Raw genomic sequence first — 17,890 nt, 5'->3', positions numbered from 1 at the left:
TATTTTTGGGTGAGAATTAATAGAGATAAATTTAAATAAATTTTAATTAAAGTACAAATGACTCAATCTACAGCATTTGCACTATTCATTATTAAAAATACTAAATTCAAATCTTACCAGTACCTCATACTGTGTTGCCACATACACTCTGCACATTGTGAAGCAGTCGCTCGGTTAGAAATAGTATAATGAGAAATGAACGAATACCCGTTGGGAAAATTCGTTCTTTTTTTCTTGTTGTACATTAAAAAGAAATAAAGTTAGTTTTGTTGAAGTAATTGAATGAACGAGGCAGGCTGGTACAATATGGGATAGTTGAAGAAAAATATGCCCAAATCGTCATCAAAAATTTCATTATGAGATATAAAATCTCTCTATTTTTATAGTTAAAGGAAGTACTAAATTAAGGAGGCCAGGGAATGGAATTATTAATCATAAGACATGGACAATCTGAAGCGGATATATTAGAAGTTCACGAGGGAGAGCAGATTATCCCTTAACGGAGTTGGGGGAGGAACAAGCTAGATTAATGGCTCAATACGTAGAAGGGAATGTTAGACCCGAAATTATTCTGACAAGTCCTCTGAAGAGAGCAAAAAAGACTGCAGATCTCCTGCAAGAAGTAATAGGTTGTGAGCTTGTGGAAGTAGATGATCTCATGGAGTTTAATAATGGTGTACTAGCAGGAATGTCCAGGAAAGAGGCATCCATTAAATATCCTTTTCCTGATGGAGGAAGGCCAATTCATGTGCCGATTAAAGATGGTGAATCAGAGTTAGATTTACGTTTTAGGGCTGAGAGAGTATTTAATAAGATTATTGTAGATTATAAACAGTATAAAAGAGTAGCAATCGTATCACATGGAGGACTTATCTCTAATTTCTTAAAGGGTGTTCTCAATCTGCCAAACAACAGTAAAACTATCTTTGCTACAGGAGATACTGGTTTGCATTTAATAGATATAAGAGAAGATAATAGCATAATAAAGTTCCTAAACAAACAAGATCACCTACTGATCTTCTAAATTTCCAGAATAAGAACGAAAGTGCCAATTATAGCTAATTCTCAAATAAAATTCTAGTTGAAGAGTAAACTGTGTGAAGATAAACTTAATAAGCTAGGTTATACTATAATAATGACCGAATTACTTAAACCAGGGACCTCTGAAATTGATTGTTGGTTTGGGTATTTATTATAAAATAATAATAACAGAATAGATGTGGCACCTATTGCTTTTAATTTTGGGATGGGAGTTTGACAGTTTATCCCGAAATGCACATGAAAGGATTTGATTTGAATGAAAGATAATTTCTGGCGTGATTTACCACGTCCATTTTTTGTATTAGCGCCAATGGAAGATGTGACGGATACTGTTTTCCGTCATGTAGTTAGTAAAGCCGGTCGACCGGATGTATTTTTTACCGAGTTTACTAACTCGGATAGCTATTGTCATCCAGAGGGAATGAAGAGTGTTCGTGGCCGTTTGCATTTTACAGAAGATGAACAGCCAATGGTGGCGCATATTTGGGGGGATAATCCCGACTATTTCCGTCAAATGAGTATTGGCATGGCAGAACTGGGGTTTAAAGGCATTGATATTAACATGGGCTGCCCTGTACCGAATGTGGCATCGAGAGGGAAAGGTAGTGGCCTTATTCTGCGTCCAGATACAGCGGCAGAACTTATCCAAGCAGCGAAAGCGGGCGGATTGCCTGTAAGTGTGAAAACAAGACTTGGCTTTGAGGATATAAATGAGTGGGAGGAGTGGCTAACGCATATTTTACAACAAGATATTACGAACCTTTCCATTCATTTACGTACAAGAAAAGAAATGAGCGCAGTAGATGCCCATTGGGAACTGATTCCTGAAATCAAAAAATTGCGTGACCGTATCGCACCAAACACTCTATTAACAATTAATGGAGATATTCCTGACCGTCAAGTAGGGCTAGAGCTTGTAGAAAAGTATGGTGTAGATGGCGTGATGATTGGACGCGGAATTTTTAAAAATCCTTTTGCTTTTGAAAAAGAGCCGAAAGAGCATAGTAGTAAGGAGTACTTGGACCTCCTACGATATCAGCTTGATCTTCAAGATCAATATGCGGAAGAATTGCCACGTTCAATCACGGGGCTTCATCGCTTTTTCAAAATTTATGTCAAAGGATTCCGAGGAGCTGGTGAACTAAGAAATCAATTGATGAGCACGAAGTCAACAGATGAAGTGCGTGCATTACTTGATAACTTTGAAAAAGAATCTTGATGGGACTGGAAGAGTTGTATAATGTAATCCTAAAAAAGTTACAGTTTATATTATGCGGTAGATTGGCTGGTGTGACTTCGGTATTGAACCGGACTCATTCCAGCTAATTTTCATTATGGGTTTGGTTAGATATGGAACCTATCTTGGGTTTAATGCATGTGAAAGAATAAAAACATCTCGGAACCTTAGTAATAAAATGTACTCAACATAAATTTTAATATCATATGTAGCTGAAGGTACCAGCTTAAAAGAAGGCAACTAACCGTAAATGGAAGTTGCCTTTTTTTATTTTTGTAGAAGTGGAAACAATAATAAGCCTTCTTAGACCACATTCTTCTTTTTTAAAAAACATCTTCTTGTTTTACGTGAACTTTATGTTATTATTATTAAATTCTAACTATTTCAATATAATATACTATTTCGATAATTTTGAAGGAGGAAATATATAGTGAAGAGACTGATAATTCTAATTTTAATTATTTTACCTTTTGTTATTATGCTAGGGGCCATACCTTTTGTGAATCGGATTCATCCTATTATTCTAGGATTGCCATTTTTTCATTTCTGGCTATTTTTAGGTATGATTATTGTTCCAGTCTGTACATATCTCATTTATCGAATACAAAAATCCGAAGGGAGCATTGAATAATGCAAGGAAATTTAACAGCTTTGTTAGTCACAAGCTTTATTGTACTTACAGTTGTAGTAATTGGATTTATAGCTGGAAGAGATAAATCGAGCAGGAGTTCTGTAGAAGAGTGGTCAGTAGGCGGAAGGAAATTTGGACCATTGCTCGTTTGGCTTTTAGTAGGTGCTGATTTATATACAGCCTATACTTTCCTGGGTTTAACGAGTACAGCCTATACAGGTGGAAGCCTTGCATTTTTTGCTATTCCTTATACTATTATTGCTTTCTTTATTTCTTATTTCTATTTACCAAAGTTGTGGAAGGTTTCTAAAGAATTTAAATTTACCACACTTGCCGATTATGCAAAGGGGAGATTTGACAGTAAATTTTTATCCCTTCTTATAGCGGTTGTAGGTGTATTAATGCTTATCCCATATATTGATTTACAGTTAGCTGGTATACAAGATACATTAAGAGTAGCTGGTACGGGGTTTATTAATGTTCAAGTTGTTGTTATCATATCGTTCCTATTAGTGGCACTTTATACTTTCTTTAGTGGAATCAAAGGACCAACCTATACGGCTATTATTAAAGATATTTTAATATGGGTTATTATGTTGTTCCTTGTTGTATCTATTCCAATCATCCATTTTGGCGGTTGGGGATCCATGATTAATAAAATTGTGGTCGAATCTCCTGAACTTCTCACTATCCCGACGACTGGACCAAAAGGAATTCCTTGGTTCCTGACTGCTTCACTTGTCTCTGGACTAGCGTTATTTATGTGGGCTCATGGTGCAACTGGCGTATTCACGGCGAAAAATGCTGATACACTACGAAAAAATGCCATCTATCTGCCACTTTATAATATTGTGTTGATTCTTGTTGTTTTTCTAGGGTTTGCTGCATTTCATGTGTTGCCAGAGGGGAGCGATCCTCGTTTTGCATTATTAAATTTAATTCAAGTGTCTTACGGCGGGGTGATTCAAGGACTAGCCTATGCTACCATTGCACTCGCGTCACTTATTCCATGTTCCATCATGGCAATCGGTGCTTCCAATCTGTTTGCGAATAATATTTATCGTGATTTCATTAATCCGAAGGTAGCACCTGCAAAATTAACGCTCATTACACGTTCAATGGTATTTGTCGTTATCGGATTGGCATTGATATTCGGAATGTTGTTCCCAACTGCACTTGTATCGCTTCAACTTCTGGGGGTATCTGGAATGGTTCAAATCTTCCCTGCCATTGTCTTTAGTTTGTTCTGGAGAAACCAAACTAAAGAAGCAACTATAATTGGGCTAATTGTTGGATTAGTTGTTACGTTTACTGTATCTGGAACTGGAATGACATTCGGTATTTATGAAGGTTTCTGGGGACTATTAGCAAATGTCCTGGTACTTGTTATTCTAAATCCGCTTTTTGTTAAGAAAATCAATCGTAAATCTAACCCAATTATGAACCAATTATTTACGAAGCAAGAAAATCTGGATATTCGAAAAAATGCTTAAAAGCAAATTTTCAAGAGGGGATGCTTCACATAGAAAGCATCCCCTCTTCACTTTAAATAAAGAGATTTGAATTGAAATGAAACTGTGTGAAGGTTAAAGATATGCTATGAGAGCGAGAAATTTTTCAAATTCAGCTTCTTTAATCACTACATATATCCATAAATTTACACTTACTTATCCGATTTATTGTATACTTTTAATATCCTGTTAAACCAGTAGGGAAGTCTTACTCTAGGAGATTTACCATGAAATTAGATTGTTTAATTGTAGATGACGAAATCGCTTTAGCTGAAACAACTTGTGAATATTTTAATATGTTTGAAGTCAAAACGGCATTTGTGGCAAGCGCGGTGGAGTGCGAACGTTTTTTGGAGGAACATGAACCATCATTGCTTCTGCTGGACATCAATCTGGGTAACGAATCGGGATTTGACTTGTGTAAAAAATTGCGTAAAACAACGCAGATTCCGATACTATTTATAAGTGCCCGTTCCAGTGATGACGATGTTTTAATCGCGCTTAACATAGGTGGCGATGATTACATACAAAAGCCATATACACTGAGTATCTTATTGGCAAAAGTAAAAGCAGTACTCAAAAGATATGGCAGCAGTTCCAGCAAACAGCAAGAAGTTTTAGAGTTTGGCCAGATTCAAATTGATCCGAAACTTCATCGTGTCCGAGTAAATGGTATTGATATTCAACTAAAAACTATGGAATATAAACTTTTATATTATTTGGCGAAAAATAAAAATCGTATCATCTCAAAAGATGAGCTGTTTCGAAATGTATGGGAAGATTCCTTCGTAGGGGATGGAACCCTAAATGTACATATCCGGCATTTGCGTGAGAAAATTGAACGTAACCCAAAAGAGCCGAAATTTATAAAAACTGTATGGGGAACAGGATATGTTTTAGAGGATGCAGAACATTGAGAATTAAATTGCTGGTGGTCATGATTGTGGCGTTTTTTGCTGTTGGAATTACAATGTCATTTACAATTATTAATAATAAAAATACTCCTGAAATGGATCTTGTAGCCATAAATGATGTAGTGAAAACAGTTGAAAAAAATTGGGGAAAACTTAACGAAGAAACTTTTCACAACAGCGACATAATACAACCATTCTCTATTATCGATCACTCGGGAAACGTGATTTACCATACACCAGGCAATCAATTTAACAATATAAACGAAGCGATAAAAAATAGAGATACATTCATCGATCTTCGGCAGAATAACGAAATTGTAGGGAAGTTAATTATTCGTAACAACGAACAAGAAATAATGCAACAAATGAAACGTGAACTAATTACGTCCATCAGTTTGATTTTCGGACTATTCTTGATGATTTCTATACTGATTATTGCTTATATTGACAGAACGTTATTGAAACCGTTTCAGCAGCTTCAAAGTTTCGCAGTGAATGTGGCTAGAGGGAATTTAGACATTCCATTAAATATGGACAAAAACAATTACTTTGGTGCATTCACGGAAAGCTTTGATTTATTGCGTGAAGAACTTGGTGCTGCTCGTCAACGAGAGTACGAGTCCAATCGTAGCAAGAAAGAGCTTGTTGCCACTCTAAGTCACGATATTAAGACGCCAATCGCTTCAATTAAAGCCATTAGTGAACTAATGCTATTGCAGGCAAAAGACGATAAGGTGATTAAGCAAGTGAGTACAATCTATACCAAAGCAGAGCAAATTAACTTGCTTGTTACGGATATGTTTCACGCCACACTAGAAGAACTTCAACAATTAAAATTAACGGTAGCTGAAGAAATGAGCGAAGTGCTTGCGGACATGATTGAGAACGTTAATTATGATAACCAAATCGTCCATAATCCAATTCCACAATGTATTATTTTAATGGATTCCGTGCGTATGCAGCAGGTAATAGACAATATTATCAGTAATTCTTATAAATACGCAGGTACAAATGTGACGATTAAATTTCAAATCATACAAGGGTATCTTGAACTCCACATTATAGACTTCGGAGCAGGAGTTAGCGAAGAAGAAATGCCTCTACTGTTCAATAAATATTATCGCGGAAAAAATGTCGAAGGCAAGAATGGTTCAGGTCTTGGTCTTTATATATCGAAGTACTTCATGGAAAATATGTATGGCCAAATCAGCTGTTTCAACAGGGAGGATGGCTTTACTGTCGTCTTGAAAATCAAGCTTGCATATTAACTTCAATCATCAAAAGTCCACCGCTTCAATATTTAAGAATTATTTAAGAATTGCATAAAGATTTAATAAGAATTCGTTTTGTATGATAAGACTGTAATCACCATTACGGTCTTTTTTCTTTGAGTTGAAAATAAGGGAGAGTGCTTTAAAAATATGTCAAAGACAATTATTAAAACGGAAAAACTATGTAAAACCTTTTCCAGTGGTGGAATTCAACAGCATGTTTTGAAAAACCTGGATATCAGTTTAATAGAAGAGGATTTTACCATCATAATGGGCAGTTCTGGATCAGGGAAATCCACGCTGCTTTACGCAATGAGTGGGATGGATAAACCGACATTAGGTGAAATCGATTTTGCCGGTAAAAACTTATCTAAGCTAAATAACGATCAACTAGCGATTTTTAGGAGAAACAATTGTGGTTTTGTCTTTCAACAAATATATTTACTAGACAATATGAGCGTACTCGATAATGTACTGGCAAGTGGACTTTTAGTAAATAAGAATAAGCGTGAAATCGTACAAAAAGCGAAAGATTTATTGATACAGGTGGGAATCAATGAAAACGCATGGTCTAAATTTCCGACCCAACTATCTGGTGGTGAAGCTCAACGGGTTGGAATTGTTCGTGCTTTAATAAACAACCCAACAATCCTTTTTGCGGATGAACCAACCGGAGCATTAAACTCTGCTTCTAGTGATAGCGTGTTAGATGTTTTAACAGATATAAATCGAAACGGTCAGAGTATTGTCATGGTCACGCATGATATTAAAACCGCCTTGCGCGGAAATCGAATTTTATATTTGCGAGATGGAATCATTTGTGGAGATTTACAGTTAGGTGGATACAGCGAACAAAGGAATGTAGAACGACTTAATGAACTTAAGACTTTCCTGGCAGAAATGGGGTGGTAGGGTGAAAATTATGAACCTTGCTATGGCGAATATAAAAAAAAGTAAATCTGCTACCGTTTCTTTATTTATCTTCATTTTGGTTGCGGCGCTTCTTCTTAATATCGGCCTAATGGTTATTACTCAACTAAATATGTTTTTTGACCAGAAAGCAGAACAATTAAATGATCCTCATGTGACAATAGTGATGGATCAAGCAAATTATAATTCGACTCATGAAGAGTTTTTGGCGAACTATCCTGGAATAAAAGAGGCGGAAACAGAAGAGATTATCCATATGAACCTAGCTAATTATAAATTTGGCAATGGTGAGCTAACGAACAGTGCCGTTATGTATAATGCAGATGCTAATCGGAATATTGGACCGCTTAAGTTAGTAGAAAAATTAAATACATCGAGTGCCAATGATATATTTGTTCCTTACAGCTTTAAAACGGTTGGGGGTTACGAATTAGGTGATGACTTCACCATCACATTACAAGATAAGGATTATGAATATCGTGTTGCTGGATTTTTCGAAACAACCATGATGGGTACAAATAATATTGGTGTTATGAAATTTATGTTGCCGCAAAATTCTTATCAATCATTAGTAGATGAACTAGAAAATCAATCGAAATGGATAAGTCTTTCTGCAGTGATGAAAGACAGTACAAACTCTGCGAGATTGGAAAATGATTTCATCCAAGATGTAAGGAAATCTCAAGGGGAGAAAGATACACCATACATTTTTGGTATAAATATTGAAATGGTTGAAAGTGTAAACACATTGACTATCAATATCATAGCGACAATATTAGTAGCTTTTGCAGCAATTATCGTACTTGTTTCACTCATTGTCATTAAATTCCGTGTTTCCAATAATATTGAAGATGGAATGGCCAATATCGGAGTACTAAAATCGATTGGCTATACAAGTGGGCAAATTCTTTCATCGATTATTCTTCAATATAATCTTATTGCCCTTTGTGCGAGTGTAATCGGAATAGCATTGTCATACGCGCTCATGCCATTGATTGGAAGTATTATTTCAACCATATCCGGATTAATATGGACACAAAACCTTGATATGGTCGTTAACTTAATAGGCATTGTAATTGTGACGATTTGTGTTGTCATCGTAACGTTAGTATCCGCCTTGCGTGTACGAAAAATTTTGCCTGTTGCCGCACTTCGTGGAGGTATCCAAACCCATAGTTTTAGAAAAAACCATATTCCTTTGGCAAGAGCGAAAGGTGGTCTTCATTTTCTGCTTGCTATTAAGTCAATGCTTTCAAATTCGAAACAAAATATAATGATTAGTTTAATTGTGATGGCATTAACTTTTGCCACAGTTTTCTCAGTTGTGCTGTATTACAACATTGCTTCAGACAAATCCGCATTTGTTGACTTATTTGGATCTGAACCGGCAAATGTCTATATAGCGGTTAAGCCGGATGCAGACACTAGAGTGCTGATGAGCGGTATTGAACAAATGGATTATGTTAGGAAAGTGAATATATTCGATACAATCGAGACTAGGGTTGATGATCAAAATGTCTACACAAATGTGACGGATCACTACAACCAGCTGGAGAATAATATCGTCTATGAAGGTCGCCAGCCAAAACACGAAAATGAAATATCCATCTCTTGGTTAATATCAAATCAAATCAATAAAGGAATTGGCGACACGGTTGAAGTTGAATATGGGAATAAAACAGCTAGTTTTCTTGTAACGGGCCTTAGTCAATCAATTGGTAATTCCGGACAGATTGGTTCATTAACAATGGAAGGTATTCAACAATTACAATCAAACTATAAAGGTACGACACTTTATGTATATTTAGACGGAATATCGAACAAGGACTTTATTCAGAATGTTCAGGAACAGTACGGGAATTCTATAGTTGAAACCTTAGATATCGATGAGAATATAGAAAGCCAAACAAGTATGTATACAGCTGCAGTATTTGCGGTTATGGTGATGGTTTTGACGATAAATGTTCTAGTTGTTGTAATGATTCTATATCTAGTCATTAAAACGATGATCACAAAACGCAAGAAAGAGTTTGGCGTAATGAAAGCAATGGGATATTCAACGATTCAATTGATGAATCAAATTTCAATCAGTTTTCTGCCTGTAATCATTTCAGGTGTTATAATAGGTGGTTTGTTAGGAATAGTTTTCACTAATCCTATGCTATCCGTATTGCTATCAAGTGCAGGGGTGAAACGTTTGGATTTTACAATGCATTTGCCAAGTATTCTAATCCTTTGTGCAGGAATCCTTATTTTAGCCTATATTGTCTCAATGTTTGTTTCTTTAAAAATTAAGAAAATCTCTGCTTACAGTTTGATAACAGAATAAATGGTAAGACGAACTGGACGTATTCCTCACACAGGAATACGTTTTTCTGTTTTAGCTAAATTATCCGATATTAGAAACTGAAAAATTGAGAAGCATAAAAAAATGATGAAAAGCCAAGATAACCCTGTGAGTCATAAAAAAAGTATATAAGGAGGAAGCGATGAGGAATTTATTACGATTGGCAATTGTATGTATGTTAGTCTTTGGCATTTGTATAAGTGGAACGATTAGTACCAATGCCCAAGTCCAACCTGTTCCTAATGCGGGTGTTTTCGTCAATGGAAAAGTTGTTAGCGGAATTAATCCGATTATAGAAAATGGCGTGTACTACTTGCCATTTATAGAACTTGCCAAAATCTTAAATTATAATAGCATTAAATTTGAAGAAAATACAAAGACCTATGAGATCACGGATGGGTCGACTACTATACGGATTACAATGGGTGGAACAAGGGCTAGAAAGGGTAATGAATATATAAATATCGAGCCGCCTAGATGGATTAATGAAACGGCGTATGTCACTCTTCATGCTGGTGGAGCGATATTTAACTCATACATTACGTTCAAAAAGGAAAATGGCTCTATTCAAATACAAAATCCTGCCAAAAAATATGTAGTGCATCAGGGAGATACACTCTATAATATTGCTCGCATTCACCATATGAGTGTTGAGGAGTTAAAAAGAGCAAACAATCTTACATCCAACGTGATTCGTGATGGGCAAGTCCTGAATATACCTAACTCAGACGCATCAAAAGGAGAAATGGAGCCCGCAAAAGAGCAAGAACCGGTCAAGAACAATAGCCAAGACACTTTAGCGCAACAAGTAAAGAAAATTCTTGATGATGCAAAAAACTACATTGGAGCAAAATATAAATACGGAGCAACATTAGCTGAAGCACCAAAATTATTTGACTGTTCATCCTATACGCAATTTGTTTTTGGAAAAGCCGGCGTTCAGCTACCGAGAGTATCCAGAGATCAAGCAAGTACAGGTGTGGCGGTTTCCGCTTCAAATCTACAAGCTGGAGATTTAATGTTCTTCACAATGAATGACACCTATACAGATGGAAGAGTAGCACATGTTGGTATTTATATGGGTGATGGAAATATGATTCACGCCTCTACTTCAAAGGGTGTTATGATTACAACCAATGTCTTGAAAAATCCTTATTGGTCGAAGAATTATCTATTTTCAAAACGTATTATCAAATAAGATTATCTATAGATAAAATGTAATTAAGAAGGTAACATCGAGTTTCGATTGTTGCCTTCTTTTGCTTTAAAACAAACTCTATATATATTTTCCTGAATCTATTGGGTTACGATGGAATATCTTCCTTTGTCCCATTCTTCTCCTTTATCATCATTGTTGCCCTTGGAGTAGATTATAGTATCTTCTTAATGATGCGCTTTAAGGAATATCCGGAGCTAGCGCCAAAAGAAGCAATTGTATTAGCTTCTAAGCATACTGGAGGCGTCATCATTTCGGCAGTTATTATTCTTGGCGGTACCTTTGCCACATTGATGCCGGCTGGAATAATACTGTTAACGGAATTGGCAATTGCAGTCATCACAGGATTGATTGTCCTATGCTTTATATTATTGCCGCTCTTTGTTCCGGCATTGATGGCGCTGCCGGATGCACTAGCAAAATATGTTTCTAAGGAAAAAAGAAGAGGTAATTCATAAAAAAGGAAATAGGGCTTTACTATTGTTTTTATATCTATATACACTTAGTTTTAAATTATTTCCTATTCCAAAAAGAGCAATTGTTCAATTTGAACAATCGCTCTTTTATTAGTGTGAAGGTAAGTAAAACCAACATTAAGTTACATATTATGTTAGAGTTTAATTACACGAGTACATACTTTATTTTTGTACGGTTGATCTTTAATAGAATTAATATAAAAAAATGTGTAAATATAATTAATTAATCAAAAAGTGATATGATATTGATAGAGTTAGTACCATTTGAAAGGAGAGTTGGACTGTGAGCCAAGATACTATTAAACGTAATAATGTAAATATTAGTGGCGTGGGAGAGAAATCGATTATCTTCGCGCCTGGGTTTGGATGCGACCAAACAGTTTGGAATGATGTTTTACCTGCATTTGAAGATGAATACCAAGTTATATCATTTGATTATGTTGGTTTAGGTAATTCGGATGTTTCAGCTTTTGAGCCTACTAAATATAGTGAACTCACCGGTTACGTACAGGACGTGTTAGATGTTTGTGCTGCTTTAAACTTAAAGGATGCAATATTTGTCGGACATTCCGTAAGTAGTATGATTGGTTTATTGGCATCAATTCAAAAACCTGAATATTTTTCAAGTCTTATTATGATCGCACCATCGCCTTGTTATTTGAATGATCCTCCTGAGTATTATGGTGGTTTTGAAAAAGAAGACTTAGAAAATTTATTAGCTATGATGGAGAAAAACTATATAGGTTGGGCTAATATTTTCTCTATGAACCTTTTAAATAATAATAGACGTTCGGATGTTGCAAAAGACCTGGAAAATCGTTTTTGCTCTACAGATCCTTTAATTGTAAATACTTTTGCAAGGGCATGTTTCTTTACCGATAGTCGGCCGTATATCGCAAAAGCACCTGTTTCGTCTCTTATTTTACAATGCTCTGAAGATGTTATTGCACCTAAGGAAGTTGGCGAGTATTTAAATAAGAATATGCCAAACAGTACACTGACATATATGGAGGCTATCGGTCACTGCCCGCATATGAGTGATCCTGATGAAACCATTCAATCTATAAAAAAATACTTAACTAATCAATCTACATCACTGGTTGGGGAGGGTGTAGGTGAAATTTAAATGGACGAATTAATAGAAAATGCACCATGTGGATTCTTAACACTATCGAGGGATGGTATAATTCAATCCATTAATGGGACATTGCTGAAAATCTTACAATGCCCATCACCTGAGCTGCTTATAGGGAAACATTTTAATGTAACACTAGCTAATTCCGCTCAAATTTTTATTCAGCTTTATTTTTTCCCGCTTATTAAAGCAAAGCACTATGTTGAGGAAATGTATGTTTCGTTAATTACTGAAAACGGAGAGGAAATCCCTGTATTATTAAATGCATCCCTGCAGGAAAATAATGAAATTGTATGTGTGATCTTACCAATGCACAATCGAAATGCATTTGAAGATGAGATTATTCATGCAAAAAAGATGGCTGAAGATGCTTATCGTGAAAAAGAAAAGGCACTTATAGAATTAGAGTGTGCCCTTAAGTCATTAGAGGGCAAACAACAGGAGCTCATCGAGGCCAATAAACAAAATGCTAAATATAAGTTGGATACAGAACGCGAATTACAGCTTGCCAAAAAAATTCAGGAAACAACTCTAACAAAAGATATTATAAATGAAAATATACAAATTCTATCCTATTACCATGCTTCAAAAGCATTATCGGGTGATATTTATGGGTTTTATCAGATTACCCCTGAAAAATACGGAATTATTTTATTAGATGTAATGGGACATGGGATTTCATCTGCCTTGATTACCATGTCACTTCAATCGCTGTTTCAAAAGTTAATTTCACAAGGAGTAGCTGCTGAAAATATCATGCAAGAATTAGACCAATACTTACACGAATTATTCAGAAATAAACAAGATGCTTGGCATTATTGCACTGCTATTTATATTAATATTGATACAAGTATACAGACGATAGAATACATTAATGCTGGACATCCTCCTGCGATTCTTCAAGATCAAAAGGGGAATCAGCAAGAAATATTTGCAACGAATCCTCCATTAGGGACATTTGAGAACATTTCTTATAAATCAAAAAAGATTAACTATACGAGTGGTACAAGAATTCTTTTATATACGGACGGTGTCTCTGAAGCTTTTGAGTTAAACACCTTAAACTACCTATTACACGATTCGTTATCTAATGCTGTTGCGGAGACAAGAGGCATTATTCAAAATGCGTTGGAAAATAGAGAAAATAAATTCGAAAAATATAACAATGATGATCAATGCTTTATTCTAATAGAATTGTAAATTTATTCGCCATAAGGGGATTAGGCTAAGATACATCCTCTTTGATTATGAAAAGGGGTTCGGAATTAAATTCATTCCGAACCCCTTTTGAAAAATTGCAAGGTCCTCGATAATAGGATAAACAGTAAAATTCGATTACAGATTGGAGTAAAGAAGGATGACACTGCAACAATTAAAGTATGTAATTGAGGTGGCGAGGAGTCGCTCAATCAGTAAAGCTGCTCAAAATCTATTTATTAGTCAACCAAGCCTTTCAAATGCACTAAAAGAATTGGAAAAAGAAATTGGAATCAGGATTTTTATGAGAACAAATAAAGGCATTATACTGACTCCTGAAGGGGAAGAGTTTTTAGGTTATGCCAGGCAAGTCGTCGAACAAGTTGCCCTGCTTGAGAATCGATATACGAATACTCAATCAATACAACAACACTTCTCTGTATCAGCTCAGCACTATGCATTTGCAGTAAGTGCATTTGTACGCCTACTAAAAGATTACAAACGAGATGAGTACGAATTTACATTAAGAGAAACACGGACCTATGAAATTATTGAGGATGTGAAAAATCTGCGAAGTGAAATTGGCATTTTATATGTAAATGATTTCAATAGCAACGTGATCAATAAATTTCTTAGAGAAGGTAATCTCGTTTTTCACGAACTTTTTGAGGCAAAGCCGCATGTATTTATTAGTTCGGGAAATCCACTCGCAAAGCAAGAGTTTGTGACGTTATCAGATTTAATTCCCTATCCGTATCTTTCCTTTGAACAAGGAGATTATAATTCTTTTTATTTTTCTGAGGAAATATTAAGTACTATCTCTAGACCTAAAAATATTCGGGTTAGTGATCGAGCTACACTCTTTAATTTATTAATTGGCCTTAATGGTTATACAATTTCTACGGGTGTGATTAGTCAAAAATTAAATGGTAAAGATATTGTTTCGGTGCCTTTACGGGTAGATGAACGGATTACGGTTGGGTATATCACACACAAAAATATAGAAAATACACCTTTGGCGAATATTTATATTGAGTATTTAAAAGAAACAATTGCTGAAGAACAAGTTTAGCCATAGTTTAAAACTATAGCTAGAGATAAATTATATGTGTTATATGCTACCAAAATTATCGTGATACAATTTCCTTACATTACAATTAGAGGAGATTTATATACGATGACAGTAAAAAATACAACTTTACCATTTCGCTATGACCATGTAGGAAGCTTATTACGTACAGAAAATTTAATACAGGCACGTGAACAATATAATTCAGGGTCAATTACTAATGACGAACTAGCAAATATAGAAAATAGTGAAATTATCCGCCTGATTGAAAAGCAAAAAGAGAATGGCGTCCTTGCAATTACAGATGGCGAATTCCGCAGAAGCTGGTGGCATTTTGATTTTTTAGGTGGGCTTGATGGTATTGAATATTACGAAAAAGAGACTGGCCTGAACTTTCACAATATGGAGACTCGTAAGGAAGGAATTCGTGTAGTCGGAAAAATAGATTTTTCAGAACATCCATTCATTCAGCATTTCCAATTTTTAAAACAGCATGCTGGTGACATGATTGTTAAACAAACCATTCCAAGTCCAAATATGCTTGTCTATCGTGCTGATTTAAACGAAGACATTTATCAGGACAGAGCAGCATTTCTGCAAGATACAATTAAAGCTTATCAAAAAGCAATTCAAGCATTTTATGATGCTGGTTGCCGTTACTTACAATTAGATGATACGGCATGGGCAGATTTATTCTCTGAAGAAGGGCACAAGAAGCTGAGGCAAAAAGGTTTAGATCCTGCGGAGGAACTGAACGTTATGCAAACTATGATAAATGAATCCATTGCGCATAAACCAGAAGATTTAATTGTGACAATGCATATTTGCCGTGGTAATTATAAGTCGAATTATTTTTCAAGTGGCGGTTATGACTATGCTTCGGAAGTGATATTTGGTGGCTTGAATGTAGATGGATTATTCCTGGAATTTGACGACGAGCGTTCAGGAAGCTTTGAACCATTAAAATTTGTTAATCGTAAAGATTTAAGGATCGTACTAGGATTAATTACTTCTAAGTCAGGAGAATTAGAAGATAAGGCTAAGATTATTGCGCGTATTAAAGAAGCGGCATTTTATGTACCGATTGAACAACTTTGCTTAAGTCCACAATGCGGCTTTTCTTCAACAGAAGAAGGCAATATATTAACGGAAGAAGAACAATGGGAGAAACTTCGATTCGTGAAAGAAATTGCAGAGGAAGTTTGGCAATAAGCTATTTTGCGCAACCATATCTTCTGCGTACAAGAAAAATAGAAAAACAATAGTAGATTAAAGCCATCATATATTTTTAAAAATTATACATTTTGAAAAGTATATGATGATCTCTATCTACTAAATAAAATTCGAATCGGAGTGGTTTCTATGAATACAGTGAACCCCATTGAAATCGTTAATCAGAGTAAATTAAAAGGTTTCCATTACATTCTCGTTATTTGTTTGTTCTTTATCATGATGTTTGATGGCTATGATGTTGTTATTTATGGTGCGACAATTCCTTTTTTAAAAGAGGATTGGGGAATTTCCGATATTGTAGCAGGAGGGATCAGCAGTTATACGACGATTGGTACAGCAATCGGAGCAGTCTTGTTCGGTCTATATGCAGATCGTTTTGGAAAAAAGCGTATAATTATTTTAACAACATTCTTATTTAGTTTCTTTACATTATTATCTGGATTTGCACCATCACCTATTTTCTTTATTATTTGTCGTGTTATTGCAGGGCTGGGGTTTGGTGGTGTTATGCCCAATATCGCTGCATTAATTTCCGAATATGCACCGGCAAAACATCGTGCTGCCATTATTTCGTTAATTTTTTGCGGCTATTCCGTTGGTGCGATGAGTGCATCATTTAGCGGCCAAATACTACTCGAAAACTTTGGGTGGCAGCCAGTTTACTGGCTCGGGGGGATTCCACTCCTTCTGTTACCATTGTTTGTACGCATCATCCCAGAATCTATTAGTTCATTAGTGAGACAAAAAGATACAAAAAATCTGGTTGCTGTCCTTCGTAAAATAGAGCCAAATCTTTCGGAGGATGTACAATTTAAGTATGTCGAACAGGAACAGGTACAAAAATCGTCGGTTCGTGATCTTTTCAAAAACAAACTTGGTTTAAGTACAATGATGTTCTGGTTATCTTGTTTCTGTACATTTATTCTAATGTATTCTTTAAATACATGGCTTCCAACATTAATGATGAATGCAGGCTATGATTTAAAATCAAGCTTATTATTTGTTGCAGTACTTCAAATAGGTGCCATAATTGGAACGATGATATTCGGAAACTTAATTCAATTCCTAGGTTTCAAACGTGTCCTTATCCCTCTTTATTTAGTAGGGGCAACATCATTAGTACTAATTGGCTTCTCAGAAAATATATATATTGCTTACGGGCTAATTGCTTTAATAGGAGCAGCTTCTGTTGGTTTACAAAATATGTCCAATGCATATGTGGCTCAGTATTATTCAGTAGAGGTTCGAGCAGCTGCACTTGGTAGTACAATGGCTTTTGGACGCATCGGTTCGATTGTTGCGCCAACTTATATGGGGATTCTGTTAACATTTAACTTGCAACCGCAATTTTACTTCTTTGCCATTGGTATTGCTGCAATTTTCGGTGCAATTGCAATGAGTCTGATCCGTGAAAATCGAGCAGACTATGCGGATGCGAAACAAGCAACTTCTAATAATGTTACAGTCTTAAAGTCTTCTGCGAAAAGTGTATAAACTTCTACTTGGAAGCATGGAAAATGAGTAATCTAGAAATTCATTAAAACATTTAGTTGATAATAAAAAGAACGAATTCCATGTGAACTGCGCCCTAAATTTTGGACAGTTTAATAAAAGCAACCTTGCTATTTAAGCAGCGATTAGATGATTCCGGTATTCTACCGGAGTCATCTTTTTTAAATTCC

15 protein-coding genes are annotated in these 17,890 nt (G+C 35.6%); all 15 read left to right on the top strand.

Annotation, left to right across the window (positions count from 1 at the left end; all coding sequences use genetic code 11):
* The first annotated feature begins 529 nt into the window (after positions 1-529).
* The 15 genes from ACFQU5_RS15735 to ACFQU5_RS15665 all read left to right on the top strand — a co-directional run bounded on the left by ACFQU5_RS15735 (position 530) and on the right by ACFQU5_RS15665 (position 17,702).
* Positions 530-1,024: a histidine phosphatase family protein gene (locus tag ACFQU5_RS15735; RefSeq protein WP_390289799.1), complete on the top strand. Its 495-nt coding sequence runs from the start codon at positions 530-532 to the stop codon at positions 1,022-1,024.
* A gap of 273 nt (positions 1,025-1,297) precedes the next feature.
* Positions 1,298-2,260 carry a tRNA dihydrouridine synthase gene (locus ACFQU5_RS15730; RefSeq protein ID WP_390289796.1) on the top strand — a complete coding sequence of 321 codons (963 nt, stop codon included), beginning with the start codon at positions 1,298-1,300 and terminating at the stop codon, positions 2,258-2,260.
* 496 nt (positions 2,261-2,756) lie between these two features.
* Positions 2,757-2,909, top strand: coding sequence for a DUF3311 domain-containing protein (locus tag ACFQU5_RS15725; protein ID WP_390289912.1), 153 nt, complete (start codon positions 2,757-2,759; stop codon positions 2,907-2,909).
* Positions 2,909-4,402, top strand: coding sequence for a sodium:solute symporter family protein (locus ACFQU5_RS15720; protein WP_390289793.1), 1,494 nt, complete (start codon positions 2,909-2,911; stop codon positions 4,400-4,402). Before ACFQU5_RS15725 ends, ACFQU5_RS15720 begins: the two co-directional genes overlap by 1 nt.
* Before the next feature lie 245 nt (positions 4,403-4,647).
* Positions 4,648-5,337 (top strand): response regulator transcription factor, encoded by a 690-nt coding sequence (locus tag ACFQU5_RS15715; protein WP_390289790.1) that lies wholly within the window; start codon positions 4,648-4,650, stop codon positions 5,335-5,337.
* On the top strand, positions 5,334-6,602 hold the full coding sequence (locus tag ACFQU5_RS15710) for a HAMP domain-containing sensor histidine kinase (protein ID WP_390289787.1): 1,269 nt from the start codon (positions 5,334-5,336) through the stop codon (positions 6,600-6,602). Before ACFQU5_RS15715 ends, ACFQU5_RS15710 begins: the two co-directional genes overlap by 4 nt.
* Before the next feature lie 153 nt (positions 6,603-6,755).
* Positions 6,756-7,517 carry an ABC transporter ATP-binding protein gene (locus tag ACFQU5_RS15705; RefSeq protein ID WP_390289783.1) on the top strand — a complete coding sequence of 254 codons (762 nt, stop codon included), beginning with the start codon at positions 6,756-6,758 and terminating at the stop codon, positions 7,515-7,517.
* A gap of 10 nt (positions 7,518-7,527) precedes the next feature.
* On the top strand, positions 7,528-9,864 hold the full coding sequence (locus tag ACFQU5_RS15700; protein WP_390289910.1) for an ABC transporter permease: 2,337 nt from the start codon (positions 7,528-7,530) through the stop codon (positions 9,862-9,864).
* Between the two features lie 160 nt (positions 9,865-10,024).
* The gene (locus ACFQU5_RS15695; protein WP_390289780.1) at positions 10,025-11,080 is read left to right on the top strand and encodes a C40 family peptidase; all 1,056 of its coding nucleotides are present in this window, start codon (positions 10,025-10,027) and stop codon (positions 11,078-11,080) included.
* A gap of 47 nt (positions 11,081-11,127) precedes the next feature.
* Positions 11,128-11,556 carry an MMPL family transporter gene (locus tag ACFQU5_RS15690; protein ID WP_390289907.1) on the top strand — a complete coding sequence of 143 codons (429 nt, stop codon included), beginning with the start codon at positions 11,128-11,130 and terminating at the stop codon, positions 11,554-11,556.
* Positions 11,557-11,857: 301 nt separating this feature from the next.
* On the top strand, positions 11,858-12,700 hold the full coding sequence (locus ACFQU5_RS15685) for an alpha/beta fold hydrolase (protein WP_390289777.1): 843 nt from the start codon (positions 11,858-11,860) through the stop codon (positions 12,698-12,700).
* On the top strand, positions 12,701-13,909 hold the full coding sequence (locus tag ACFQU5_RS15680; protein ID WP_390289774.1) for a SpoIIE family protein phosphatase: 1,209 nt from the start codon (positions 12,701-12,703) through the stop codon (positions 13,907-13,909). It abuts the gene before it with no gap.
* Between the two features lie 157 nt (positions 13,910-14,066).
* Positions 14,067-14,978, top strand: coding sequence for a LysR family transcriptional regulator (locus ACFQU5_RS15675; RefSeq protein WP_390289771.1), 912 nt, complete (start codon positions 14,067-14,069; stop codon positions 14,976-14,978).
* A gap of 105 nt (positions 14,979-15,083) precedes the next feature.
* Positions 15,084-16,187, top strand: coding sequence for a 5-methyltetrahydropteroyltriglutamate--homocysteine S-methyltransferase (locus tag ACFQU5_RS15670; RefSeq protein ID WP_390289768.1), 1,104 nt, complete (start codon positions 15,084-15,086; stop codon positions 16,185-16,187).
* Between the two features lie 150 nt (positions 16,188-16,337).
* Positions 16,338-17,702: an MFS transporter gene (locus tag ACFQU5_RS15665; protein WP_390289765.1), complete on the top strand. Its 1,365-nt coding sequence runs from the start codon at positions 16,338-16,340 to the stop codon at positions 17,700-17,702.
* The last annotated feature ends 188 nt before the right edge of the window (positions 17,703-17,890 follow it).

It is taken from the genome of Ureibacillus sp. GCM10028918, from assembly GCF_042666115.1.
Lineage (GTDB): Bacteria > Bacillota > Bacilli > Bacillales_A > Planococcaceae > Ureibacillus.
The sequence above is the reverse complement of the archived record's forward strand: the minus strand, read 5'-3'. Positions and strand labels throughout refer to the sequence as shown.